Origin of the sequence: Variovorax sp. J31P179, assembly GCF_030316985.1 — a bacterium.
Classification (GTDB): domain Bacteria; phylum Pseudomonadota; class Gammaproteobacteria; order Burkholderiales; family Burkholderiaceae_C; genus Variovorax; species Variovorax ginsengisoli_B.
Genome location: NZ_JASZYL010000010.1, coordinates 215,328 through 239,058, shown reverse-complemented (window position 1 = coordinate 239,058; position 23,731 = coordinate 215,328). Strand labels below are relative to the sequence as shown.

The 23,731-nt window shown below is 68.8% G+C and carries 23 protein-coding genes; 9 read left to right on the top strand and 14 right to left on the bottom strand.

Annotated elements, in window-relative coordinates; genetic code table 11:
- Positions 1-101: 101 nt before the first annotated feature.
- The 12 genes from QTI17_RS25085 to gspG all read right to left on the bottom strand — a co-directional run bounded on the left by QTI17_RS25085 (position 102) and on the right by gspG (position 11,731).
- The gene (locus tag QTI17_RS25085) at positions 102-1,001 is read right to left on the bottom strand and encodes a 5'-nucleotidase (protein WP_286536375.1); all 900 of its coding nucleotides are present in this window, start codon (positions 999-1,001) and stop codon (positions 102-104) included.
- Positions 1,002-1,003: 2 nt separating this feature from the next.
- Positions 1,004-2,236, bottom strand: coding sequence for a type II secretion system inner membrane protein GspF (gene gspF / locus QTI17_RS25080; protein WP_286536374.1), 1,233 nt, complete (start codon positions 2,234-2,236; stop codon positions 1,004-1,006).
- Between the two features lie 6 nt (positions 2,237-2,242).
- The gene (gspE, locus tag QTI17_RS25075) at positions 2,243-3,658 is read right to left on the bottom strand and encodes a type II secretion system ATPase GspE (protein ID WP_286523600.1); all 1,416 of its coding nucleotides are present in this window, start codon (positions 3,656-3,658) and stop codon (positions 2,243-2,245) included.
- Between the two features lie 18 nt (positions 3,659-3,676).
- Positions 3,677-5,959 carry a type II secretion system secretin GspD gene (gene gspD, locus QTI17_RS25070; protein ID WP_286536373.1) on the bottom strand — a complete coding sequence of 761 codons (2,283 nt, stop codon included), beginning with the start codon at positions 5,957-5,959 and terminating at the stop codon, positions 3,677-3,679.
- A 2-nt stretch (positions 5,960-5,961) separates the two neighbouring features.
- The gene (gspN, locus tag QTI17_RS25065; RefSeq protein WP_286536372.1) at positions 5,962-6,756 is read right to left on the bottom strand and encodes a type II secretion system protein N; all 795 of its coding nucleotides are present in this window, start codon (positions 6,754-6,756) and stop codon (positions 5,962-5,964) included.
- Between the two features lie 8 nt (positions 6,757-6,764).
- Positions 6,765-7,262, bottom strand: coding sequence for a type II secretion system protein M (locus tag QTI17_RS25060; RefSeq protein WP_478139269.1), 498 nt, complete (start codon positions 7,260-7,262; stop codon positions 6,765-6,767).
- 77 nt (positions 7,263-7,339) lie between these two features.
- Complete coding sequence (gene gspL, locus QTI17_RS25055) at positions 7,340-8,548, bottom strand: type II secretion system protein GspL (protein ID WP_286536370.1); 1,209 nt, start codon at positions 8,546-8,548, stop codon at positions 7,340-7,342.
- Positions 8,549-8,679: 131 nt separating this feature from the next.
- On the bottom strand, positions 8,680-9,798 hold the full coding sequence (gene gspK / locus QTI17_RS25050) for a type II secretion system minor pseudopilin GspK (RefSeq protein ID WP_286536369.1): 1,119 nt from the start codon (positions 9,796-9,798) through the stop codon (positions 8,680-8,682).
- Positions 9,795-10,445, bottom strand: a complete 651-nt coding sequence (locus QTI17_RS25045; protein ID WP_286523592.1) for a PulJ/GspJ family protein — start codon at positions 10,443-10,445, stop codon at positions 9,795-9,797. The genes gspK and QTI17_RS25045 overlap by 4 nt, the downstream gene beginning before the upstream one ends.
- The gene (gspI, locus tag QTI17_RS25040) at positions 10,445-10,816 is read right to left on the bottom strand and encodes a type II secretion system minor pseudopilin GspI (RefSeq protein WP_286536368.1); all 372 of its coding nucleotides are present in this window, start codon (positions 10,814-10,816) and stop codon (positions 10,445-10,447) included. The genes QTI17_RS25045 and gspI overlap by 1 nt, the downstream gene beginning before the upstream one ends.
- Complete coding sequence (locus QTI17_RS25035) at positions 10,813-11,316, bottom strand: prepilin-type N-terminal cleavage/methylation domain-containing protein (RefSeq protein WP_286536367.1); 504 nt, start codon at positions 11,314-11,316, stop codon at positions 10,813-10,815. Before QTI17_RS25035 ends, gspI begins: the two co-directional genes overlap by 4 nt.
- Complete coding sequence (gene gspG / locus QTI17_RS25030; RefSeq protein WP_286536366.1) at positions 11,291-11,731, bottom strand: type II secretion system major pseudopilin GspG; 441 nt, start codon at positions 11,729-11,731, stop codon at positions 11,291-11,293. The genes QTI17_RS25035 and gspG overlap by 26 nt, the downstream gene beginning before the upstream one ends.
- A gap of 22 nt (positions 11,732-11,753) precedes the next feature.
- On the opposite strand from gspG, the gene QTI17_RS25025 reads away from it, so the two are divergent.
- The gene (locus tag QTI17_RS25025) at positions 11,754-12,245 is read left to right on the top strand and encodes a type II secretion system protein N (RefSeq protein WP_286536365.1); all 492 of its coding nucleotides are present in this window, start codon (positions 11,754-11,756) and stop codon (positions 12,243-12,245) included.
- 10 nt (positions 12,246-12,255) lie between these two features.
- On the opposite strand, the gene ilvA is transcribed toward QTI17_RS25025, so the two are convergent.
- Positions 12,256-13,806 carry a threonine ammonia-lyase, biosynthetic gene (gene ilvA, locus QTI17_RS25020; protein ID WP_286536364.1) on the bottom strand — a complete coding sequence of 517 codons (1,551 nt, stop codon included), beginning with the start codon at positions 13,804-13,806 and terminating at the stop codon, positions 12,256-12,258.
- 251 nt (positions 13,807-14,057) lie between these two features.
- Between ilvA and QTI17_RS25015 the strand changes: the two genes are divergently transcribed.
- Positions 14,058-14,507 carry an OsmC family protein gene (locus QTI17_RS25015; RefSeq protein WP_286523583.1) on the top strand — a complete coding sequence of 150 codons (450 nt, stop codon included), beginning with the start codon at positions 14,058-14,060 and terminating at the stop codon, positions 14,505-14,507.
- A 1-nt stretch (position 14,508) separates the two neighbouring features.
- On the opposite strand, the gene coq7 is transcribed toward QTI17_RS25015, so the two are convergent.
- The gene (gene coq7, locus QTI17_RS25010) at positions 14,509-15,138 is read right to left on the bottom strand and encodes a 2-polyprenyl-3-methyl-6-methoxy-1,4-benzoquinone monooxygenase (RefSeq protein ID WP_286536363.1); all 630 of its coding nucleotides are present in this window, start codon (positions 15,136-15,138) and stop codon (positions 14,509-14,511) included.
- A gap of 282 nt (positions 15,139-15,420) precedes the next feature.
- Here coq7 and QTI17_RS25005 point away from each other — a divergent pair, with 282 nt between their 5' ends.
- The 7 genes from QTI17_RS25005 (at position 15,421) to QTI17_RS24975 (ending at position 23,725) form a co-directional block, all read left to right on the top strand.
- A complete protein-coding gene (locus tag QTI17_RS25005) occupies positions 15,421-16,740 on the top strand; it encodes a porin (RefSeq protein WP_286536362.1) in 1,320 nt (439 codons plus the stop codon).
- A gap of 161 nt (positions 16,741-16,901) precedes the next feature.
- Complete coding sequence (locus QTI17_RS25000) at positions 16,902-17,882, top strand: ABC transporter permease (RefSeq protein ID WP_286523577.1); 981 nt, start codon at positions 16,902-16,904, stop codon at positions 17,880-17,882.
- Positions 17,883-19,136: a M20 aminoacylase family protein gene (locus QTI17_RS24995; protein ID WP_286536361.1), complete on the top strand. Its 1,254-nt coding sequence runs from the start codon at positions 17,883-17,885 to the stop codon at positions 19,134-19,136.
- Positions 19,137-19,163: 27 nt separating this feature from the next.
- Positions 19,164-20,747, top strand: coding sequence for an ABC transporter substrate-binding protein (locus tag QTI17_RS24990; protein WP_286536360.1), 1,584 nt, complete (start codon positions 19,164-19,166; stop codon positions 20,745-20,747).
- A gap of 68 nt (positions 20,748-20,815) precedes the next feature.
- Complete coding sequence (locus tag QTI17_RS24985; protein ID WP_286536359.1) at positions 20,816-21,727, top strand: ABC transporter permease; 912 nt, start codon at positions 20,816-20,818, stop codon at positions 21,725-21,727.
- 16 nt (positions 21,728-21,743) lie between these two features.
- Positions 21,744-22,736, top strand: a complete 993-nt coding sequence (locus tag QTI17_RS24980; RefSeq protein WP_286523571.1) for an ABC transporter ATP-binding protein — start codon at positions 21,744-21,746, stop codon at positions 22,734-22,736.
- Positions 22,733-23,725, top strand: coding sequence for an ABC transporter ATP-binding protein (locus tag QTI17_RS24975; protein ID WP_286536358.1), 993 nt, complete (start codon positions 22,733-22,735; stop codon positions 23,723-23,725). The genes QTI17_RS24980 and QTI17_RS24975 overlap by 4 nt, the downstream gene beginning before the upstream one ends.
- Positions 23,726-23,731 lie beyond the last annotated feature (6 nt).

Here is a 23,731-nt window from a genome sequence, read left to right as displayed (position 1 = left end):
CGTTGCGCTCCTTGCATGTGCCAACGGACATGCGGCGTCGCGCGCCTTGATTGGCCCGCCCTGGCATACCTTCGCGACCCCGGAAGTAGTGTGAACAGGCCCTACCGCGGATTGCTGATGCCGCTGGCCACGTGCCCCGAGGGCACATGACGCGCCGCGGCGTCGACGTGGCCGGTCTGGTCGTCGAAGAAGAAGTCGGGCTCGAACTCGCGCAGGAACTCGCCCTTGGGCAGGCCGCCGAGGAACATGGCCTCGTCGACCTTGATGTTCCAGTTCATCAGCGTGCGGATCGCGCGCTCGTGGGCCGGCGCGCTGCGCGCCGTGACCAGCGCGGTGCGGATGCGCATCTCGGGGCTGCCGGCCTGCTGCAGGCGGTGCAGCGCCGCCAGCAGCGGCTTGAACGGGCCTTCGGGCAGCGGCAGCCCGGCCTTGGAGGACTCGTGCAACTGGAAGGCGTCCAGGCCCTCGGCCTGGAACACGCGCTCGGCCTCGTCGCTGAACAGCACTGCGTCGCCGTCGAAGGCGATGCGCACCTCGTTGGGGTAGGCGTCGCTCGCCCGCACCGACTCGACCAGCACCCGGGCCGCGGGAAAGCCCGCCACCAGCGCCTCGCGGACGTCCTCGGCATTGACCGACAGGAACAGGTGGGCGCGCAGCGGCCGCAGGTAGCCGAAGGGCGGCCGGCCCTGCGTGAACACGCCGCGCTGCAGCGAGATGCCGTTGGCCACGCCCGAGCGGAACACCCGCATGCCCGACACCGGGTCATTGCGCGACAGGATCACGACCTCGACCCGCTGCTGGCCGCCTTCGTTGAAGCGCAGCAGCTTGCGCACCAGCGAATAGGCGATGCCCGGCTGGGCCGGCACGTCGAGCCGCTCGAGCTGCAGCTTCATGTAGCCGGCGTCGTCGCCCGATTCGAAGATGCGGTTTTCTTCCTCGAGGTTGAACAGGGCGCGCGAGGAAATCGCCACCACCAGTTTGTCGTCGAGGGAGGCCGCCATGGCTACTTGACGAATTGATTCAGTTGAATGATCGGCATCAGCACCGCCAGCACGATCAGCATCACGACCCCGCCCATCGCCACGATCAGCAGCGGCTCGAGGATGGTCGCCAGGTGCATCGCGCGGCGCTGCACTTCGGCGCCGAGCTGGTTGGCCGCGCGCTGCAGCATCAGCGGCAGCGTGCCGGTCTGTTCGCCGAGGCGCGCGAACATCGAGACGATGCCCGGAAAGCGCTTCTTCTGCGCCAGCGCCGAGGCCAGCGGCGCCCCTTCGCGCACCAGCACCAGCGCATCGAGCGCATCGGCGCGCATGGCGCTGTTGCTGAGCGTCTCGGAAGCCGCCTGCAGTGCGCGCAGGATCGGCACGCCGGCGGTCGCCAGCATCGCCAGCGTGCTGGCGAAGCGCGCCGCGTTGTAGCCGCGCGCCAGCTTGCCGACCAGCGGCAGGTTGAGCCAGGCGGCGTCGAAGCGCTCGCGGATGGCGGCGCGCGCCAGCGCCATCCGGGCAGCGACGGCCGCGACCACGACGGCGATCAGCATCAGCCAGCCGTAGTTGCGGACGAAGGCGCTCAGCGCCAGCATCGCCACCGTGAGGATCGGCAGCGCGCGCTTGGTGCCGGCGAAGACGTTGGCGACCTGCGGCACCACGTAGCTGACCAGGAAGACCACGATGACGATCGCCACCAAGGTCACGATCGCCGGGTAGAGGGCGGCGCCGACCAGCTTCTGCTGCAGCGCCTGGCGCTGCTCCAGGTCGTCGGCCAGCCGTTCGAGCACCAGGCCCAGGTTGCCGCTCTGCTCGCCGGCGCCGATCACGGCGACGTAGATCGGCGAGAACTCGCGCGGGTGCTGCGACAGCGCACGGCCGAAGGGCGCGCCGGCATTGACCTCGGCCCGCAGCGAGGCGACCAGGTTGCGCTGGGCCTCGGTCTCGGCCTCGTCGGTCAGCGCGGTGAGCGCCCGTTCGAGCGACAGGCCGGAGGACACCAGGCCGGCGATCTGCCGGGTCCAGACCGCCAGCGTGGTCGAGTTGAAGATGCGGCCGCCGCCGAACATGCGACGCCAGTTGCGGGTCTGCGGCACGCCGCTCTCGACGCTGCCGACCGCCGTCACCGACAGCGGGATCAGCGCCTGGGCCCGCAGCATCCCGCGCGCGCTGCGGGCCGTGTCGGCCTCGAGCACGCCCTTGCGCGCCACGCCCTGGGCGTCGATCGCTTCGAAGGAATAGGCGGGCATCGGGCGTCAGTCGCGGGTCACGCGAAGCAATTCGGCGCGCGAGCTGATGCCGGCCTGGACCAGCCGTTCGCCGTCCTCGCGCATCGAACGCAGGCCGCCGCGCTCGGCCGCCACGAAGAGCTGGCTTTCGGGCGCTCGGTTGTGGATCAGCGACTGCACGGTTTCGTCGGCCACCAGCAGCTCGAAGATGCCGGTGCGCCCCTGGTAGCCCGTGTGGCCGCAGGCCTCGCAGCCCACGGGCTGGGCCTCGTGGCCGGCGGCCGGCGAACACACCGGGCACAGCTTGCGGACCAGCCGCTGGGCCAGCACGCCCAGCAGCGAGGAGCTCAGCAGGAAGGGCTCCACGCCCATGTCGGTCAGGCGCGTCACGGCGCTGACCGAATCGTTGGTGTGAAGCGTGGCCAGCACCAGGTGGCCGGTGAGCGAGGCCTGGATCGCGATCTGGGCGGTCTCGAAGTCGCGGATTTCGCCGATCATGATGACGTCCGGGTCCTGGCGCAGGATGGCCCGCAGCGCCTTGGCGAAGGTCAGGTCGATCTTGGCGTTGACCTGGGTCTGGCCGACGCCGTGCAGCTCGTACTCGATCGGGTCCTCGACCGTCATGATGTTGCTGCTGCTGGCGTCGAGCCGGCTCAGCGCGGCGTACAGCGTGGTGGTCTTGCCGGAGCCGGTCGGGCCGGTCACCAGGATGATGCCGTGCGGCTGGCCGATCAGGTGTTCGAAGCGCGCCAGCGTGTCGCCCTGCATGCCCACCGATTCGAGCGTGAGCTTGCTCTCGGACTTGTCGAGCAGGCGCAGCACGGCGCGTTCGCCGTGCGCCGAGGGCAGGGTCGAGACCCGGACGTCGACCGCGCGGGTGCCGATGCGCAAGGAGATGCGGCCGTCCTGCGGCAGGCGCTTCTCGGCGATGTCGAGGTCGGCCATGATCTTCAGCCGCGAGATCAGCGCGGCATGCAGCGCGCGATTCGGCTGCACCACCTCGCGCAGCGAACCGTCGATGCGAAAGCGCACCGACGAGGTCCGCTCGTAGGGCTCGATGTGGATGTCGCTCGCGCCGTCGCGCGCGGCCTGCGTGAGCAGGGCATTGAGCATCCGGATGATCGGCGCGTCGCCGGCCGATTCGAGCAAGTCCTCGACCGCCGGCAGCTCCTGCATCATGCGCGAGAGGTCGGCGTCGCCCTGCACCTCGCTGACCACCGCGGCGGCATTCGACTCGCCCTTGGCGTAGGCCGCGCTGATCCGCTGGGCGAGCTGCTCGGGCGCCAGCGGCTCGAAGGTCTTCACCGGGTACTTGCGCAGCACCTCGCCCAGCGCGCTGCGCGGCGGCACCTTCGGCATCCAGAGCGTGAGGGCGCCGTCGTCGGCCTCTTCCAGCAGCAGCTGCTGGCCACGGGCGAAGGCGTAGGGGAGGGGATAGCGCATCGGATCGGTGTCCTGCGGCTAGGGCAGTTCGCGCCTGCTCGACGGGTCCGCCGTCGGCGGCAATGCGCCCTTCAGCGGAGAGGGGGCCAGCCGCTGGGACGGCGGCGTCGGCAGCGGAATCAGGGTGGCGCCCTCCAGCCGGGGCGTGGCCTCCGTCCGGCCCTGTTGCTGGTCGGGCACCGGGGTCGTCGCCAGAGGCGGGAGGGGAGGTGCCGAGGTCACGTTGTTCAGCATCACGTTGTCGTCGGGCTGCACCCGCTGCTGCAGGACGCGCATCGCGTCGTAGCGGTCGTTGGCGACATTCGTGGTCGCCACCCCGTCGCGCATCACCATCGGCCGCAGGAACATCATCAGGTTGACCTTGGTGCGCGCCCTTTTTTCGCTCTTGAACAGATTGCCCAGGATCGGAATGTCGCCGGCCAGCGGCACCTTGTCGACGTTGTTGCTGTAGTCGTCCGACAGCAGGCCGCCGAGCATCACCAGGCCGCCGTCCTCGACCAGCACGCTGGATTCGATCGAGCGCTTGTTGGTGGTCGGGCCGTTGGGGGCGTTCTCGGTGCCGGCCTGCACCGTGGAGGTCTCCTGGAACACCACCATCTTCACGGTGCCGTTCTCGTTGATCTGCGGGCGCACGCGCAAGGTCAGGCCGACGTCCTTGCGCTCGATGGTCGTGAACGGGTTCACCGAGCCGTTGGCCGCACCGGTGTTGGTGAACTGGCCGGTCACGAACGGGACGTTCTGGCCGATCACGATCTTGGCTTCCTCGTTGTCGAGGGTCAGCAGATTGGGCGTCGACAGCAGGTTGGCGTCGGCGTCGCTGGCGAAGAAGTTGGCGATCGCGTTCAGCACGTAGTCGCCGTTGTACTTGCGTCCGATGCCGATGTTGAGTCCGGTGCCGAGCGTGGTGAGGGCGGCCGGGGTTTTTGCCACCAGGGCGGCCGTCAGTGTCAGGATGTTGGCGCCGGAGAGGCTGGAGTTGGTGCCGATGACGCCGTTGTTGCCGACCGCCGACTGCCACTGGACACCGAACTGCGCCGCCTTGTTGGCCGTGACCTCGACGATCAGCGCCTCGATCATGACCTGCGCACGCCGGCCATCGAGCTTGTCGATCACGGCGCGGATCTGCCGGTACTGCGGTTCCGAGGCCGTGATGATGAGCGAGTTGGTCGAGGGGTCGGCCTGGATCTGGCCGCCGGTCGACGGCTGGTTCGCGTTGTTGACCGGCGCCGTGGCCGCGTTGCTCGCGCCGGCGTTCTGCTGGTTGGCGCCCAGCTGCGGCGCCACCTGCGAAGCCCCGCCCTGGAGCGAGCCGCCGCTGGCGCCGGTGCCCGAGCCGCCGCGCGCTTCGGCCGAGATCGCCGCGCGCAGGGTCGCGGCCAGCCTCACGGCGTCGGCGTTCTTGAGGTAGACCACGTAGACATTCCCGGCGGCGCCGTTGCCGGTGTCGATCGCCGGGCGGTCGAGCTTGTCGATCAGCGTGCGCACCAGCTGGGCGCGCGCCGGATTGGCCGCCCGCAGAATGATCGCGTTGCCACGGGGTTCGGCCAGCAGCGTGGTGCGGAACGATGAGTCGGCCTGGCCCGGCGCGCCGGCGGCGCCGGGGCCCGTGCTGCCGCCTTCGATGAGCCGCGTTACCAGCGGAACCATGTCGGTCGCCACCGAGTTCTTCAGCTGGATCACCTCGATGTCGGCGGCGTTCGGGACGTCGAGCGCGGCCACGATGCGTGCCAGCCGGCGCATGTTCTCGGCGTAGTCGGTGATCACCAGCGAGTTGTTGCCCGGGTTGACGTTGATCGTGTTGTTCGGCGCGATCAGCGGGCGCAGCACCGGCAGCAGATTGTTGGCCGACTCGTAGTTGAGCTTGAAGACCTGCGTGATGATCTGGTTGCCGCTGAGGCTGGACCCGGCGGGCGTCGAGGTCGTCACGGTGCTGCTCTGCAGCTTGGCATCGGCCTCCGGCACGACCTTGTAGAGGCCGTCGGCCTGCACGATGGCGAAGCCCTGCAGCCGCAGCGCGGCGGCGAACTGGTTGAAGGCCGCGGCCGGTTCGATGGCGCGGTCGGTCTGCAGGGTGATGGTGCCCTTGACACGCGGGTCGACCACCACGTCGCGCCCGGTCACGACGGCCATGGTGCGCGCCACCGATTCGATCTCGGCGTTGCTGAAGTTCAGCGTGATCGGCTCGCCGCGCCGCAGCACGTCCTGGGCGAAGGCGGAAGGAATGCAGGCCGCGATCAGCATCTGCGCGGCGAGCGCGAGGGTGCCGAGGCGGACGCCGGAAGAAGACTTTGGCTTCGTCATGGTCAACCCAGTGTGATGAGGGAGCGCGCGCCGTCGCGTCGTCCGATGATGTTCAACAAGTTCGATAGCGCGTCTTCGCGGCCCGGCGCCGCGCTGGCCTCGCCGTCGAACCGCATCGTCGTGCCGTTCCAGCGGCCGCTGCCGCTCAGTTGCAGGCTGCCTTCGCGGGTCGTCAGGAGCAGCGAAGGCACCGGTCCGCCTTCGAGGGCGATCCGGTAGCTGCCCATCGGCTTCAGGGTCGACAGGCTAGAAGAGATGTCGGTGGCGTCGAGCGTCGCCCGGCCGGCCAGCGTCAGCTGGCGGCCGCTCCAGCGCAGCACCAGCGCCTGCATCGAGAGGTCGAGCGCGCCCTCGAGCTTGAGCGTGTTCCAGGGCGCGCCGAATCCGGCCAGCATCGCCGCCGGCCAGCGCGACTGGCCGTCGCGCCACTCGAGCTCGAGCCCGTCGGGGCGCGGGCGTCCCTTGAATTCCAGCGGCTTGGCCGCGCAGCAGGGGAGGTCGAGCGCGGCGCTGATGCCGTCCCAGCGCGGCCGCAGCGTCCAGCCCAGCTGGCCGGGCAGGGAGATCGATTCGGCGCCGCCCGCCCCGCTGGAGAACACGACCCCGGCGGTGCCGTTCCAGAGCGTGCCGCGCGCATTGATCAGTTGCAGGTGGCCGTCGCTCCATTGCGCCAGGCCGGCTGCGAGCCACCGCGCGGGCGCGAACACGGCCAGCGCGAGGGCGATGCCGATGCAGGCGCCGAGCAGGGCCCAGCGCCAGCCGGAGCCGGACGGGCGGGGGGTGGACGGGATCGCCATGCGCGCTTTCAGCGGGCCGGCAGGCCCATGACCAGGGTGCCGTCCCAACGCGGACGGGGCGGTCCTGCCGGCGCGGCCGGAGCCGCAGGCGCCGCGGGCGCCGCCCCGGGGCCGGCGGGTCCGGCCTGCGGCGTGCTGCTGCGCGTCAGGTGCACTTCGCGCGGCACCGCGCGCGCATTGCTGCGCGCCTGCGTGATCAGCTGGGCGAGCGCGTCGGCCGGCGCGCTGCGCAGTGCGATGGTGGCGTTCTCGCCGGCGCCGGCGGTTTGAAGCTGGGCGTTCGGCCCGAGGTTCTCGCGCACCGAGGCTTCGAGGGCGCGCATCGCGTCGTCGCGGCTGGCGCGGGGCTGCGACTGCAAGGACTTGGCCTGGCGCTGCAGTGCCGTCATCTGCTGCAGCTGCGCATCGAGCTTCGCGTGTTCGGCCGGAGCCGCGGACAAGGTGCCCAGGGCCGGCGCCAGGGCCACCCACCAGACCAGCGCCAGGCCCACCAGCGCGGCCGCGATCGCGATCAGGCGCTGTTCGCGCGGCGCGAGTTCGGGCCACCAGGTTTGCCAACGCGCTTGGAGGGCTTCGAGCCACTTCATCGCTGCGCCTCCGCCTGCACCAGCAGCAGGTCGCTCTCGGTGCGCGCGCTGTAGCCGCGCGAGGACAGCGCGGTCTTGACGCCGGCGAACTCGGAGGCCGGCAAGCCGAGGCCGCGCAGGCGCAGCTGGCCGGCGCTGAAATCGATCGCGGTGGGCACGCGGCCCGCCGGCAGGCTGGCCGCCAGCGCGACCAGCATCGGTTCGAGGTCGGACGGCGTGACGCCGCCCGTGGCCTGCTCCAGGGCCGCGACCTCGCGCGCCATCTGCACCGGGGCGTCGACCACCAGCTTGACCGAGGGGAAGGTCTGGGTCAGCAGCGATCGCACCGCGCCGCGCTTGGCGTCGAGCGCATTGCGCTCCTTCCAGGCCCAGGCGTTGAGTCCGATGAACTGCGCCAGCAGCAGGGCCAGCACACCCCAGCGCGCCGCCCGCCAGCGGCGTCCGTACCACAGCGCGCGCGCCATGGCGGCCGCCTTCTTGCCGGCGCGTGCACGTCCCGTCGATGCCAGGTCGAACTGCGCCAGGTCCCACGGCGAACGGCTGGCCTGCAGCCAGCGCTCGGCCGGCTTGACGATCGGCAGCCGGCGCCCGAGCAAGCTTTCGGCCAGTTCGGCGACCGCCGGCTCGGCCAGTGCCGTGGTGTCGGCGGGAAGGGGGCCGGCCAACTCGAGGCCGGCGGCGTCGAGTGGCAGCGTGGCCACGCCCTCGGTGCCGCAGACGATGCACAGCGCCGCGTCCGGGTCGCCGATCGCGAACACCATCGGCGGGCTGCCGGCCGGCTGGGGCGTGAACTCGGGAACGATCCGGGTCACGCGCCGGCCGGCGGCCTCCAGCGCCTGCACGGCGGCACGCAACCAGATACGGTTGCAGGCGGCCACCCAGACCGGCACCGCCACCCGCGCCCCCGGTTCGAGGGCGAAATGAAGGGCTTCGGGATCGTCGAGCAGGCGGTCTTCGAGCAGGCCGTTCAGCACCGAGCGCAGCCGCACGGCCCCGCTCATGCTGCCCTGGGGCAGGGTGACCTGGTGCCACGACAGTGCTGCGGCGGGCACGCCGAGGATGACTTCGTCGCTGCTCGGCAACAGGGCCGGTGCCGCGCTGCCCTGCGAGCGCAGCTTGCGGCCATCGCTGGACCAGAGCGCCCAGCCGTACTCGCCGGCCGCCGGGCCGGAAACGAGAGGAATGGTTACAAGCAGCAAGGCCATGGACAGGGGTGAAGGGACGCTATTGTAGGAGAGGGTCGCTTGGCGATGCTACGGAATTGATAGCATCTCTTTCAGATGCAACGGGCGTTGCGACTATTTTTGACCCATTCGGTGACAGGTGGTGTGTTGCATCAGGATCTTGCCGGCTCCGGCGTCGCGCCGGCGCCACGTTCTCGCCACACGATTCCGATGTCGATGCCGACTCGGTGCAGCAGGGTCTGTTCCTCGACCCAGGTCCGGTCGATGCGCAGGCGGGCCTGTACTTCGAAGTAGGTGGTCGACACGCTGTGCTGGTCCGGCACGAACTGCGCCGAGCTCTGCTGGACCAGCGCGCCGGCGTCGGCCAGCGTCTTGAAATAGGACTGGGTGCGGGCCGCGACCAGGCGTTTGGCGCCGGCGAGGTCGAGGGCCGGCGTGCTCGCGAAGATGGCTTCGGCGCTGGCGGTGTTGAGGTTCAGCGGTGTCCGGGTGGGCAGCACCGTGACATAGGGTTCCAGCGCCGCGGCGGTAGAGGGCGACAGGCCGAGCCAGACCAGCTGGGCCGTGCGCTGGGGCACGAGGGGGCCGGTGGCGCTGCCGGTCACGGTGGCTGGCGCCGTGGTGGTCGGGGTGGTGGTGGTCGGGGTCGTGGTCTGCGGGGTCGAGGTGCTGCTCGCGCTGCTGGTGGTGCCTGTAGTGCCCGTGGTTCCGGTGGCCGCGGTGCTGGCGGCGGCCGGCAGTGCGCGCCGCAGGTTGGCGGTCATCAGGTCCAGCTCCTCGGCCGGCAGCCCGAGCAGCTGGAACAGTTTCTTGAACGCGGCCACCGACGTGGCGACCGGCTTGCCGGCATCGACCAGGTTGAACGCGTTGAGCTTCGACTGGGCGTCGATGATGCGGCCCGACAGGAAGGCGTCGGGCAGCCCTTCCAGCGCGTCGCTGGCGATGTTCTTGTCGGCCGCCAGGAAGGTGGTCAGCTTGGCCTCCTCGAGCGGGATCGCCCATGGCTCGGCCAGGTAGTCCGCATTGACCCCGCTGCTGCCGGCCGCCCGGGCGTCCTCGCGCAGGATCAGCCGCGACCAGTCGAGTGCACCGACCAGCACCCAGGCGGCCTGCGTCCGGCCCCGCTCGGCGGCCTCGACCTCGGCCGCACGCCATTGCTGCCAGAGCGCGGCAGCGGCGAAGGTGGCGACCAGCGTCACGGTCAGCATGGCCGTGAGCAGCGCTGCGCCGAACTGGCGGCCATGCTTCCCCTTGTGCATCGGCGTCTTCATGACTTCGGCACCGTCAAGCTGGGCCGGACCCAGTCCCGGGTGACCAGGCCCGCGAGCGCCGGTCCCTGGGGCAGGGCCAGCGTCAGGCGCACGCCATCCGGCATCGGCGTGGTGGCGCCGAGCGCCTCGGCGCTCGTGGCCGGGGTCCAGGCGTTGTTGCGGAAGTAGGCAAGCTGCCAGCTGTCGAGCGGAATCAGGTCGACGTCTGCGCCCCCGGTGCCGCTGCCGCCGTCGGTCGCCCAGGCGGCGGCCTGGGCCCAGGCCTGCTGCCATTCGGGGCGGGTCGTGAAACCCTGCGATTGCCAGCGCCGCCAGTGGGTGCCGCCGGCAGGGTCCGGCCGCAGCGTCCAGGCGGCGACGAAGACCACCGGCGTCGCACTGTCGGTGCTGCGGCGCGTGAGCCGCAGCACGCGGCCATCCCAGTCGATCGCCGAGGTCTGCGGCAGCGCCACCATGGCGTCGAGGTCGGCGCTCCACTGGGACAGCGTGGTCTGCAGCGTCAGCACGGCGTCGCCGCGCTCCCGGTTCAGCGACTGGGCACGTCCCATCGCATCGAGCCCGCGCCAGCTCATGAGGGCCAGCAGCGCCATGGCGGCGATCGCCACCAGGAGCTCGATCAGCGTGAATCCGCGGGCCTGGCGCCTCATCAGTAGCGCCCCACCACCGTCGACAGCCGCAGCACCGGCGCGTCGAAGGCGTCGCGCACCTGGACGTCGACCCGGCGGAAGTTCGGATTCAGCGTCGACGTGGTCGTCACGGTCACGCCGAAACTCTGGCTGGCCTGCGTGCAGACGCCGCCGGCGTCGCCCACGGGCGGCATCTGCCGTGCCAGCCGGGCCTTGATCAGCTCGTTCTCGGCGCAGATCTGGGCCAGCATCACGTCCGTCTGCCGCTGCGCGTTGCGCGTCAATGCCATCGTGGCCTGGGTGCCGGCCATCAGCGCGATGGCGACGATGCCGAGGGCGACCAGCACCTCGATCAGGGTGAAGCCGCGCGCGGCCCGGCAGGTTCGCCTCATGGCGCCACCACCGTGAAGGGGCGCAGGCCGTCGGTGCCGATGCGCAGGCTGCGATCGGGCAGCGCGTCGGAGGTCAGCAGCACCTGCTGCGCGGCGATGATCGGGTCGGGGCCCAGCTGCAGCGCGCCCACGGCCCGGCCGTCGACCCCGATCGCCTGGGCCGAGATGCCGCCGCTCAGCCAGTTCGTCGGCAGCGCGCCGGGTGGCAGGCCGTCGAAGCTGAAGTTGCCGGGCCCATCGGGCGTGGCGCGCCAGCGCACCGCGACGCCGCTGGCACGCGACTGCGCCCGCGCCGATTCGAGCAGGGCGGCGAGCCGCTCGGCTTCGCGGTCGAGCGTGGCCTGGCCGGAGTCCCTGAGCGAGAGCCCGACACCGGCGGTGGCCAGCGCGATGATCGCGATCACCACCAGCAGCTCGAACAGCGTGAAACCGCTCGCGCCGGGCCGGCCGTGAACGGGTTGGCGGCAGTGCGCGCTACTGCCAGCTGCCGATGTCGGCATTCTTGCCTTCGCCACCGGGCTCACCGTCGGCGCCGAGCGAAAACACGTCGATCTCGCCCTTGACGCCCGGATTCAGGTACTGGTACGGGCGGCCCCAGGGGTCGTTCGGCAGCTTCTCGACATAGGGCTTCCAGTTGGGTGCCGCCGGGCCGCTGGTGGGGCGCGCGATCAGCGCCTGCAGCCCCTGCTCGGCGCTCGGGTAGCGCTGGTTGTCGAGCCGGTACAGCTTGAGCGCCTGCATCAGGTTGTTGACGTCGGTCTTGGCCGCGGTGACCCGGGCGTCATCGGCCCGTTCGATCACGTTAGGCACGATCAGCGCGGCCAGCACGCCGATGATGACCAGCACCACCATCAACTCGATCAAGGTGAAGCCGCGCTGGAGTGCGCGGGCGGGATAGCGGATGGAAATGGGCATGGAGGAATGATAATCCGGCCTCATGTCAGTCCCTTACGCCTCCCCTCGCTGGCCCGCGGCCGCCGCCACGACCGCCCTCTGGGCATTGGCCGCGGCGAGCGTCGTGTTCTGGGGCCTGCGGCTGGCTGCGCCGGCCGACGCGCCGGCCCCGCCGCCGGTGGCCGGCACGCCGCAGGCGGCGCCCGATCCGGCCGCGGTGGCGCGGATGCTGGGCGCCGTGTCGACCCCCGCCGCAACGGCGCCGACGCCCGAGGCCGCCAGCCGCTTCGCGCTCCTGGGCGTGGTGGCCGATGCCGACCAGCGGGGTGTGGCGCTGATCGCCGTCGACGGCAAGCCGCCGCGGCCGTTCCGGGTCGGCGCCACGGTGGCCGACGGCTACGTGCTGCAGTCGCTCGAAGCCCGGGCCGCCGCCCTGGGCGCCAGCGCCGGCTCGGCGGCCGCCTTCACGCTGCAGCTGCCGACGCGGCCGCTGGCGACCATGACCCCGCCCGCGCCCCTGCCGCCGCAGAACTGACGCAAGACAACTAGATCAGAAAGAGCCGGTACACCGGGTTGTCGGTTTCCTCCACGAACGGGTAGCCCAGCGTCTGGAGGAAGGCATCGAAGGCCTCGTGTTCGGCCGCGGGCACCTGCAGCCCGACCAGGATGCGTCCGTAGTCGGCCCCCTGGTTGCGGTAGTGGAACAGGCTGATGTTCCAGTTCGGCCCCAGCAGGCTCAGGAACTTCAGCAGCGCCCCCGGCCGCTCGGGGAAGACGAAGCGCAGCAGCCGCTCTTCTTGCGCGAGGCTGGTGCGGCCGCCCACCATGTGGCGGATGTGTTCCTTGGCGAGCTCGTCGTGCGTGAGATCGATGGCACCGAAGCCATTCGCCACGAAGGTGTCGGCGATGGTGGTCGATTCGCCGCGCGCCGAGGTCGTCAGGCCGACGAACACATGGGCTTCCTTCGAGTCGCTGATGCGGTAGTTGAATTCGGTCACGTTGCGCGAGGCGCCGGGCAGCTGGCCGACCAGTTCGCAGAAGCGGCGGAAGCTGCCGCGCTCCTCGGGGATCGTCACCGCGAACAGCGCCTCGCGCTCCTCGCCGACCTCCGCGCGTTCGGCCACGAAGCGCAGGCGGTCGAAGTTCATGTTGGCGCCGCAGAGGATCGCGGCATAGGTTTCGCCGCGCGTGCCGCGGGCCTCGACGTACTGCTTGATCGCCGCCACCGCGAGCGCACCGGCCGGCTCGACGATGCTGCGGGTGTCGATGAAGACGTCCTTGATGCCGGCGCAGACCGCATCGGTGTCGACCGTGATGAATTCGTCCACCAGTTCGCTCGAGATGCGGAAGGTCTCCTCGCCGACCAGCTTGACCGCCGTGCCGTCGGAAAACAGCCCGACGTCCGGCAGCGTCACGCGCTGGTGGGCGGCGACCGATTGCATCATCGCGTCCGAGTCGTTCATCTGCACGCCGATCACGCGAATCTCGGGCCGCAGCGCCTTGATGTAGTTGGCCACCCCCGAGATCAGGCCGCCGCCGCCGATGGCGACGAACACCGCGTGCAGCGGCCCCTGGTGCTGGCGCAGCATTTCCATCGCGATCGTGCCCTGGCCGGCGATCACGTCCGGGTCGTCGAACGGGTGCACGAAGGTGAGCCCGTGCAGCTTCTGCTGCTCGAGCGCATAGCCATAGGCGTCCGAATAGCTGTCGCCGTGCAGGTGCACCTCGCCGCCGAGCGCGCGCACCGCGTCGATCTTCAGTTGCGGGGTGGTCACCGGCATCACCACCACGGCCCGCGCCCCGAGCTTGCGCGCGCCCAGGGCCACGCCTTGCGCATGGTTGCCGGCCGAAGCGCAGATCACGCCGGCGGCGAGTTGCTCGGCGCTCAGCTGCGCCATCTTGTTGTAGGCGCCGCGCAGCTTGAAGCTGAAGACGGGCTGCTGGTCCTCGCGCTTGAGCAGCACGGTGTTGCCGAGCCTGGCGCTCAGGGCGCGCGCCGGTTCGAGCGCCGATTCGACCGCCACGTCGTAGACGCGCGCAGTCAGGATCTTCTTGAGGTAGTCGGCAGGGGTAAGGGGCGGGGTCGGGGAGGACATAGGGCCGCGATCATAGGCCTCGTCGACGCGTCGGCCTGACCCCAAGAAAAAAGCCCCGGGCCTTGCGGCTCGGGGCTAAATCCACCAATTGGGAGGGTGGAGGAGACAACCGGTGCACATCTGTGGATGTGCGATGAAATAAAGTATATCGGTTGATTGCTGCAATGCAACACGCCCGTTGCTTTTTTTGAACACTCAATCACGTCGTGCGGTGATTTCCCCGCTCGCGCGACGACTTTTCGGAGCTGAAGATGGAATGCACAGTAAGTTGGACCGGCAACGCCGGCACGCGATCGGCGATGGGCTTCGTCGCCGAGACCGGCAGCGGCCATGTCCTCATGATGGATGGCGCGCCGGATGCCGCCAAGCCCGAGAACGGCGGCCAGAACCTGGCTGCCCGGCCGATGGAGACGGTGCTGGCCGGGACCGGCGGCTGCACCGCCTACGACGTCGTGCACATCCTCAAGCGCGGCCGGCACCAGGTCGAGCGCTGCAGTGTCAAACTGACCAGCGAGCGGGCCGAAAAAGATCCCAAGGTCTTCACCAAGATCCACATGCACTTCACGGTGGCGGGCAAGGGCATTCCGGCGGCGGCGGTCGAACGCGCGATCGCCCTCAGCCACGACACCTACTGCTCGGCCACCATCATGCTCGGCAAGACGGCCGAGATCACGACGAGTTTCGACCTGGTGGAGGCCTGATTCAGATCCTGTGCGCGACCGTGGTCATCACACGGGACGCTATCCGCATCAAGGCCTTCGCCGGCGCCGGCAGTTCCTTGGCCCCGGCGTTCCAGGCCTGGGCCGCGTGACGGGCCTCGTCCACTTTCATCTGCTCGACCACGGCGCGCGAGGCGGTGTCGGCCGCCGGCAGGCGGTCGAGATGGCCATCGAGGTGCGCTTCGACCTGGCGCTCGGTCTCGGCCACGAAGCCCAGGCTGGTCGCATCCCCGAAGCGGCCCGCCACCAGTCCGAGCCCGAATGCGCCCAGGTACCAGAGCGGGTTCAGGACTGACGCGTGGCTCCCCAGGTCGTCGATCCGCTGCTGGGTCCAGGCCAGGTGGTCGGTTTCCTCGCGCGCCGCCTCTTCGAAGTGCCGCCGCAGGGCAGGGTCCCGCGTGACCGCCGCCTGTGCCGTATAGAGTGCCTGTGCGCACACCTCCCCGACATGGTTGACCCGCATCAGGGCGCCGGCCTCGCGCCGCTCGGCCTCGCTCAGGCTGCCGCCAGCCACCGCGGGCGCGGGCAGCGCCCGCGTCGCGTGCGGCTTGGCAAAAAGAGTGCGCAGCGCCGCGTCGGCCGCGCCCAGGACGGAGTCGAGCGTTCGGTACATGAAGCGATTGGAACCGATGTACAAAATGTCACGTGCATGGAGCGCAAACGTTCCACATCATGAAGCGGACAAGTGGGCCAAAGCTTTGTTGCACCGCTGCAACGAAACGCCTCGCCCGGCCGCCTTTTCGGGCGAATTGCTTTGCCCTCCCGAAGCGGCTCTGGTGCAATAGCGACAACTTCCCAAAAGGAGGTTGGCCCGGGGTCCGGTGGGAGCACAAAGTGCCAGTCACGGTGAGCCCTTCGCACCGGAGCCCTATGTTTAACCTTGGAGAAACTTGCAATGAAAAAATCTCTAGTTGCCCTGGCTGCTCTGGCTGTTGCCGGTATTGCCTCGGCTCAGTCGTCGGTCACCCTGTTCGGTGTGGTTGACGCCACGATCAACGGCATTTCGAACAAGACCGACCAGCCGGTGTTCCTGGGCAACGTCAATGGCCTGCCGGTCTTCGGCGTCCAGAGCGTCACGACCAGCCAGACGCGGCTGACCAATTCGGGCTACAACTCCAGCCGTCTGGGCTTCCGTGGTACGGAAGACCTCGGTGGTGGCCTGGCTGCCAGCTTCTGGCTCGAAGCCGGCATGAACAACGATGACGGCACCGGTGCTGCTACCGGTGGTGGCCTGAACTTCAACCGTCGTTCGACGGTCAGCCTGTCGGGCAACTTCGGTGAAGTGCGCCTCGGTCGCGACTACACCCCGACGTTCTGGAACGACACCGTGTTCGATCCGTTCGGCACCAACGGCGTCGGTACCAACCTGATCTCCACCGCCAACGGTTTCAGCAGCAACGGCGCCCGTACGGGTGGCTTCACCGCGAACCAGAACTACGTTCGCGCCAGCAACTCGGTCGGCTACTTCCTGCCGCCGAACCTGGGTGGTTTCTATGGCCAGGTGATGTACTCGTTCAACGAGAAGACCAGCTACGATCCGGGCGGCCTGACCCCTCCCGGCTCGCTGGCCATCGTGAACAACCCCGCGCTGCTGCTCGTTCCTGGCAATGAGCGTGCTGGCCGCTACGGTGGTGGTCGCATCGGCTACGCCAACGGTCCCCTGGACGTCGCACTGGCCTACGGCCAAAGCACCATCGCCTCGAACTTCTACGCAGGTACGACGAACAACCTGAACACCTGGAACCTCGGTGCTTCGTACGACTTCGGCGTGGTTAAGCTGTTCGGTGAATACTCGAATGCTGAACTCAAGCAAGAGAGCTCGACGGGCTTCATCGCTGGTGTGACCAACCCGTTCGGCTGGCGTAACCCCGGCGCTGACGGCTGGCTGATCGGTGCGACCGTTCCTGTCGGTCCTGGCCTGATTCGCCTGTCGTACTCGGCAGTCAACTACAAGAACACCGGTTCGCTGATCAACCCGGCCAATCCGTTCCTCGGTTTCAATGACGACGCCAAGGCTGACAAGTTTGCCCTGGGCTATGTGCACAACCTGTCGAAGCGTACGGCCCTGTACGCAACGGTGGCGTACATCAACAACAAGGACGGTGCTGACCTGGTGCTGGGCGGCCCGGCTTTCTTCTCGTCGAGCGCCACCGTTGTTACCGGCGTGCCGAAGAGCTCGACCGGCTACGACTTCGGTATCCGTCACGCTTTCTGATCTGACGCTGGCGCAAGCCAGCATCAATGGGAAGTCTTGAAAGCCACTCGACGAAAGTCGAGTGGCTTTTTTCATGGCCGAACCGGCGGCGCACCCCCGGGGAACTCCCCCTTGGGCACGCAGCTTGCTCTGCTAGCATCATTGGTCACTCTTGTTTCTGAATGATTGCTTTCGTACTGCGCCGCCTGATCCAGGCCGTGATCGTCATGGTCGCGGTTGCCTTCTTCGCCTTCCTCCTGTTCCAGTACGTGGGCGATCCGGTCGTCTTCCTGCTCGGCCAGGACGCCAAGCCCGAGCAGATCCGCGAACTGCGCGCCGCCTTGGGGCTCGACAAGCCCTTCTTCGTGCAGTTCTGGCACTTCCTGGTCAATGCGGCGCAAGGCGAGTTCGGCCTCAGCCTGCGGCAGGGCGCCAAGGTCTCGCGGCTGATCGGCGAGCGCTTCCCCGCGACGCTCGAACTGTCGCTGGTGGCTGCGGTGCTGGCGTTGGTCATCGGCATCCCGATGGGCGTCTACACGGCGCTGCGGCGCGGCAGCGTCACCAGCCAGGTCTTCATGACGCTGTCGCTGCTCGGCGTCTCGCTGCCGACCTTCCTGATCGGCATCCTGCTGATCCTGGTGTTCGCGGTGCACCTGGGCTGGTTCCCGAGCTTCGGCCGCGGCGAGACGGTGCAGATGGGCTGGTGGAGCACCGGCCTGCTGAAGTCCGATGGCTGGATGCACATCGTGCTGCCCGCGATCACGCTGGCGATCTTCCAGCTGACGCTCATCATGCGGCTGGTGCGCGCCGAGATGCTCGAAGTGCTGCGCGCCGACTACATCAAGTTCGCGCGGGCACGGGGCCTGTCCGACCGCGCGATCCATTTCGGTCATGCGCTCAAGAACACGCTGGTGCCGGTGATGACCATCACCGGGCTGCAGCTCGGCGGCCTGATCGCGTTCTCGATCATCACCGAGTCGGTATTCCAGTGGCCCGGCATGGGGCTGCTGTTCATCCAGGCAGTGACCTTCGCCGACATCCCCGTGATGGCCGCGTACCTCTGCCTGATCGCCCTCATCTTCGTCGTCATCAATCTCGTGGTCGATCTGCTCTATTTCGTGGTCGATCCGAGGTTGAGGATCAGCAACGCCGGAGGCCACTGAATGACTGAACCCCGACTGCAGGCGGCCGGCAGGCCCTTTGCGCACATCGCGCGCCTCCATCCCGAACTGACCGCGTTCCGGCGCGACCTGCACGCGCATCCCGAACTCGGCTTCGAAGAGGTCTACACCTCGGGCCGCGTCCACGAGGCGCTGAAGGCCTGCGGCGTGGACGAGATCCACACCGGCATCGGCAAGACCGGCGTGGTGGGCGTGATCCGTGGCCGCAGCACGGCCAGCGGCCGCATGCTGGGCTTGCGCGCCGACATGGATGCGCTGCCGATGGCCGAGGACAACGACTTCGAGTGGCGCTCGGGCAAGCAGGGCCTGATGCATGGCTGCGGCCACGACGGCCATACCGCGATGCTGGTTGGCGCCGCGCGCTACCTGGCCGAGACGCGCAACTTCGACGGCACCGCGGTGCTCATCTTCCAGCCCGGCGAGGAAGGTTTCGCGGGCGCCCGGGTGATGATCGAGGACGGACTGTTCGACCGCTTTCCGGTCGACTCGGTCTATGCCATGCACAACTGGCCCGGCATGCCGGCCGGCACGGTCGGCATCAATCGCGGCGCGATGATGGCGGCGGCCGATCGCATCACCATCGAAGTCACGGGCAAGGGCGGCCACGGGGCTCATGCCTATCTGACGGTCGACCCGGTGGTGGTGTCGGCCCACATCATCACGGCGGTGCAGAGCATCGTGTCGCGCAATGTGCGGCCGATCGATGCCGCGGTGGTCAGCATCTGCGCCGTGCACGCCGGCGACCTGGGCGCGATGAGCGTGGTGCCGGGCAAGGCGACGCTGGTCGGCACCGTGCGCACCTTCAGTTCGCGCGTGCAGGAGCAGGTCGAGCGGCGCCTGGTCGAACTCAGCAGCGCGGTGGCCGCGGGCTTCGGCGCCACCGCCCAGGTGAAGTTCGAGCGCATCTATCCGGCCACCATCAACACGGCCCCCGAGGCCCAGTTCGCTGGCGACGTCGCGCAGGCCCTGGTGGGCGCGCACAACGTCGAGCGCAACATGGAGCCCAGCATGGGCGCCGAAGATTTCTCCTTCATGCTGCAGAAGAAAGCCGGCGCCTACCTGCGCATCGGTCAGGACGCCCGCGGCGGCGCTTTTCTGCACAACAGCCAGTACGACTTCAACGACGAGATTCTGCCGTTGGGCGCCGCCTTGCACGCGGGCCTGGTCGAGCAGGGCATGCCGCTGGCCGCCAAGGCCGGCACCACAAAAAACAGGACCGTCTCGACGGCCGCCTGAATCTTTCCAACCCGAGGAGTGCTTCCCATGAGTCTGAAGAAAAGCGTGGTCGCGGCCGCGATCCTGTCCGTGCTGGCGACCGCGAGCCTGATGGCCGGTGCCCAGACGATCCGCATCGCCAACCAGGGCGACGCGTTGTCGCTCGATCCGCATTCGCTCAACGAATCGCTGCAGCTCAGCGTCGCGGCCAATGTCTACGAGACCCTGACCGGCCGCAACAAGGACCTGAGCCTGGCGCCGCTCCTGGCCACCAGCTGGAAGCAGACCTCGCCCAACGTCTGGCGCTTCGAATTGCGCAAGGGCGTGCAGTTCCACGACGGCACGCCGTTCACCGCCGACGACGTGGTCTTCAGCTTCGCCCGCGCCAAGGGCGACGGCTCCGACATGAAGGCCACGCTGAGCGACATCAAGGAAGTGCGCAAGGTGGGCGACCTGGCGGTCGAGATCGAGACCAATGGCGCCTTCCCGATCCTGCCCGACGTGATCTCGCTGACCATGATCATGAGCAAGAAGTGGTGTGAGGAGAACGGCGCCGCCAAGCCGGTCGACAAGCGCAAGGGCATCGAGAACACCGCGTCGTTCAAGGCCAACGGCACCGGTCCGTTCCGCGTCCGCGAGCGCCAGCCCGATGTCCGCACCGTGTTCACGCGCAACGCCAACTACTGGGGCAAGATCGAAGGCAACGCGCAGGAGATCATCTTCACGCCGATCGCCAATCCGGCGACCCGCGTCGCCGCGCTGGTGTCGGGCCAGGTCGACGTGATGGAGCCCGTGCCGGTGCAGGACATCGCACGCATCACGGCCAGCCCCAATGCCCGCGTGATCACCGGCCCCGAGCTGCGCACCATCTTCATGGGCATGGACCAGAAGCGCGACGAGCTGCTCTATTCGAGCGTCAAGGGCAAGAACCCGTTCAAGGACAAGCGCGTGCGCCAGGCCTTCTTCCAGGCCATCGACATCGTCGGCATCCAGAAGACCGTGATGCGCGGCGCCTCGCGCCCGACCGCCTTGCTGGTCGGCCCGGGTGTCAACGGCTGGAGCGAGCAGCAGGACAAGCGCCTGCCCTTCGACGTCGACGCCGCCAAGAAGCTGCTCACCGATGCGGGCTACCCGAACGGCTTCGAAGTCACGCTGAACTGCCCGAACGACCGCTACGTGAACGACGGCCAGATCTGCCAGAGCGTGGCCTCCAACCTCGCGAAGATCGGCGTCAAGATCAACCTCGCGACCGAGACCAAGGGCACGTACTTCCCGAAGATCCTGCGCCGCGACACCAGCTTCTACCTGCTGGGCTGGACCCCGACCACCTATGACGCGCACAACGCGCTGTCGTCGCTCACCGCCTGCCCGGACGACAAGGGCACGGGCCAGTTCAACCTGGGCGCCTACTGCAATCCCAAGCTCGACGAGCTGACCAAGAAGATCCAGTCGGAAAGCGACAAGGGCAAGCGCGACGCGATGATCAAGGAAGCCTTCACGATCCACATGGACGACGTCGGCCACCTGCCGCTGCACCAGCAGTCGCTGGCCTGGGGCGTGAGCAAGAAGGTCGAGCTGACGCAGCTGGCCGACAACTTCATGTACTTCAAGTGGATGAGCATCAAGCCGTAATGCCATGGCGGGCCGCCTTCGGGCGGCCCGCTCGCTTCCGGCCATAGACGCCATCTTTTCGCTCCCCGATGAAAAAAACCCTAGCGCGCTGGCTCGACAGCGATGTCGGACACAGCTTCCGCAACTCGCCGGTCGCGATGATCGCCGCCGTCATCGCGTTCCTGTGCCTGTTCTGCGCCGTCTTCGCCGGCTGGGTGACGCCCCACAATCCCTTCGACCTGGCCACGCTCGAACTCGGCGATGCCCGCCTGCCGCCAGCCTGGAGCGCCGAGGGCTCCACCAAATACCTGTTTGGCACCGACGACCAGGGCCGGGACATTCTCTCGGCCGTGATCTACGGCGCCCGCATCTCGCTGGTCGTCGGCATCGTCTCGGTGGTGCTGTCGGTCCTGGTCGGCGTGATGCTCGGCCTGCTCGCCGGCTTCTGGGGCGGCTGGCTCGATGCCTTCCTGATGCGGGTCTGCGACGTGATGCTGTCGTTCCCGCCGATCCTGATCGCGCTGCTGATGGCCGGCGTCGGCCGGGCGCTGTTTCCCGACGCGCCGACCTCGGTCGCCTTCGGCGTGCTGATCGTCGCCATCTCGCTGACCGGCTGGGTGCAGTACGCCCGCACCGTGCGCGGCTCGACGCTGGTCGAGCGCAGCAAGGAGTACGTGCAGGCGGCGCGCGTGACCGGCGTTTCGCGCTGGCGCATCATGATGCGCCACGTGCTGCCGAACGTCATGGGGCCGGTGATGGTGCTGGCCACGATCCAGGTCGCGACCGCGATCATCACCGAAGCCACCTTGTCGTTCCTGGGCGTCGGCGTGCCGCCGACCTCGCCCTCGCTGGGCACCTTGATCCGGACCGGCAACGACTACCTGTTCTCGGGCGAATGGTGGATCACGGTGTTCCCGGGCGCGATGCTGGTGCTGATCTCTCTCAGCGTCAACCTGCTGGGCGACTGGCTGCGCGATGCCTTGAACCCGCGCTTGCGCTGAAGCTGGAGCCCCGCACATGAGTCTTCTGCAAGTTCGGAACCTGGTCGTCGAGTTCCCGCACCGCCGCGGCACGCTGCGCGCGCTCGACGACATTTCCTTCGAGATCGCGCCGGGGGAGATCCTCGGCGTGGTGGGTGAGTCCGGTGCCGGCAAGTCGCTCACCGGCGCCGCCATCATCGGCCTGCTCGAGCCGCCGGGCCGCGTGGCCGGCGGCGAGATCCTTCTTGAAGGGCAGCGCATCGACAACCTCGGCCACGAGGCGATGCGCCACATCCGCGGGCGCAAGATCGGCGCGATCTTCCAGGATCCGCTGACCTCGCTGAATCCGCTGTACACCGTGGGCCGGCAGCTGGTGGAGACCATCCGCGCGCACCTGCCGGTGAGCGAGAGCGAGGCGCGGCGGCGCGCCATCGGCCTGCTGCAGGACACGGGCATCCCGGCGGCGGAACAGCGCATCGACCACTTTCCGCACCAGTTCTCGGGCGGCATGCGGCAGCGCGTGGTGATCGCACTGGCGCTGGCGGCCGAGCCGAAGCTGATCGTCGCCGACGAGCCGACCACGGCCCTCGACGTCTCGATCCAGGCGCAGATCATCGAACTGCTCAAGGGCATCTGCAAGGATCGCGGCGCTGCGGTGATGCTGATCACCCACGACATGGGCGTGATCGCCGAGACCTGCGACCGCGTGGCCGTGATGTATGCGGGCCGGGTGGCCGAGATCGGGCCGGTGCACGAGGTGATCCACCAGCCCGCCCACCCCTACACCGCGGGCCTGATGGCCGCCATTCCAGACATGACGATGGACCGCGAACGCCTGAACCAGATCGATGGCGCGATGCCGCGCCTCAACGCGATCCCGCGCGGCTGCGCCTACAACCCGCGTTGCCCGCGCGTGTTCGACCATTGCATGACCGAGCGCCCGGACCTGTTTAACGCCGGCGCGACCCGCGCCGCCTGCTGGCTGCACGAGGTGCACACCGCGTCGCCGGCCTATGGGGGCTTGGCATGACGGCGCTGGTCCAGGCGCACGACCTGGCGAAGAGCTTCGATGTCTCGCCGCCCTGGCTCAACCGGGTGCTCGAGCGCAAGCCGCGCGTGCAGCTGAAGGCGGTCGACGGCGTGAGCTTCTCGATCGAGCGCGGCAAGACGCTGGCGCTGGTGGGCGAGTCCGGTTGCGGCAAGAGCACGGTGGCGCGCCTGCTGGTCGGCCTCTACGAGCCGACCCGTGGCGGCATGCAGTTCGACGGCCAGGACGCGCACGCCGCCTTCAAGACTCCCGCGGGGCGCATCCTGCGCCGGCGCGTGCAGATGATCTTCCAGGACCCGTACGCGAGCCTCAATCCGCGCTGGATCGTCGAGGACATCGTCGGCGAGCCGCTGCGCGAGCACGGTATCCTGAAGGAAGGCCCGGCACTCAAGGCGCGCGTGGGAGAGCTGCTGCAGTCGGTCGGCCTGAGCCCGCTCGACATGGTGAAGTACCCGCACCAGTTCTCCGGTGGCCAGCGGCAGCGGATCTCGATCGCGCGGGCGCTGGCGACCCAGCCCGAGTTCCTGGTCTGCGACGAACCGACCTCGGCGCTCGACGTCAGCGTGCAGGCGCAGGTGCTCAACATCATGAAGGACCTGCAGCGCGCGCAGGGCCTGACCTATCTCTTCATCTCGCACAACCTGGCGGTGGTGCGGCATGTGGCCGACCAGGTCGGCGTGATGTATCTGGGTCGGCTGGTGGAGGTGGCGGACAAGGCGCAGCTGTTCGCGACGCCGCAGCATCCCTACACCCGGATGCTGCTCGATGCGATCCCGCAGATGAAGCACACCGGCCGCCGCCGAACGCCGGTGCAGGGCGAAGTGCCCAATCCCCTGAACCCGCCGAGCGGCTGCACCTTCCATCCGCGCTGCCCGCTGGCCAACGAGCGCTGCAAGACCGAGCGGCCGCCGCTGCAGATGCTGCGCGGCGTGCAAGTCGCCTGCCACGCGGTGGAAGAAGGCCGAGACTGAGACCTT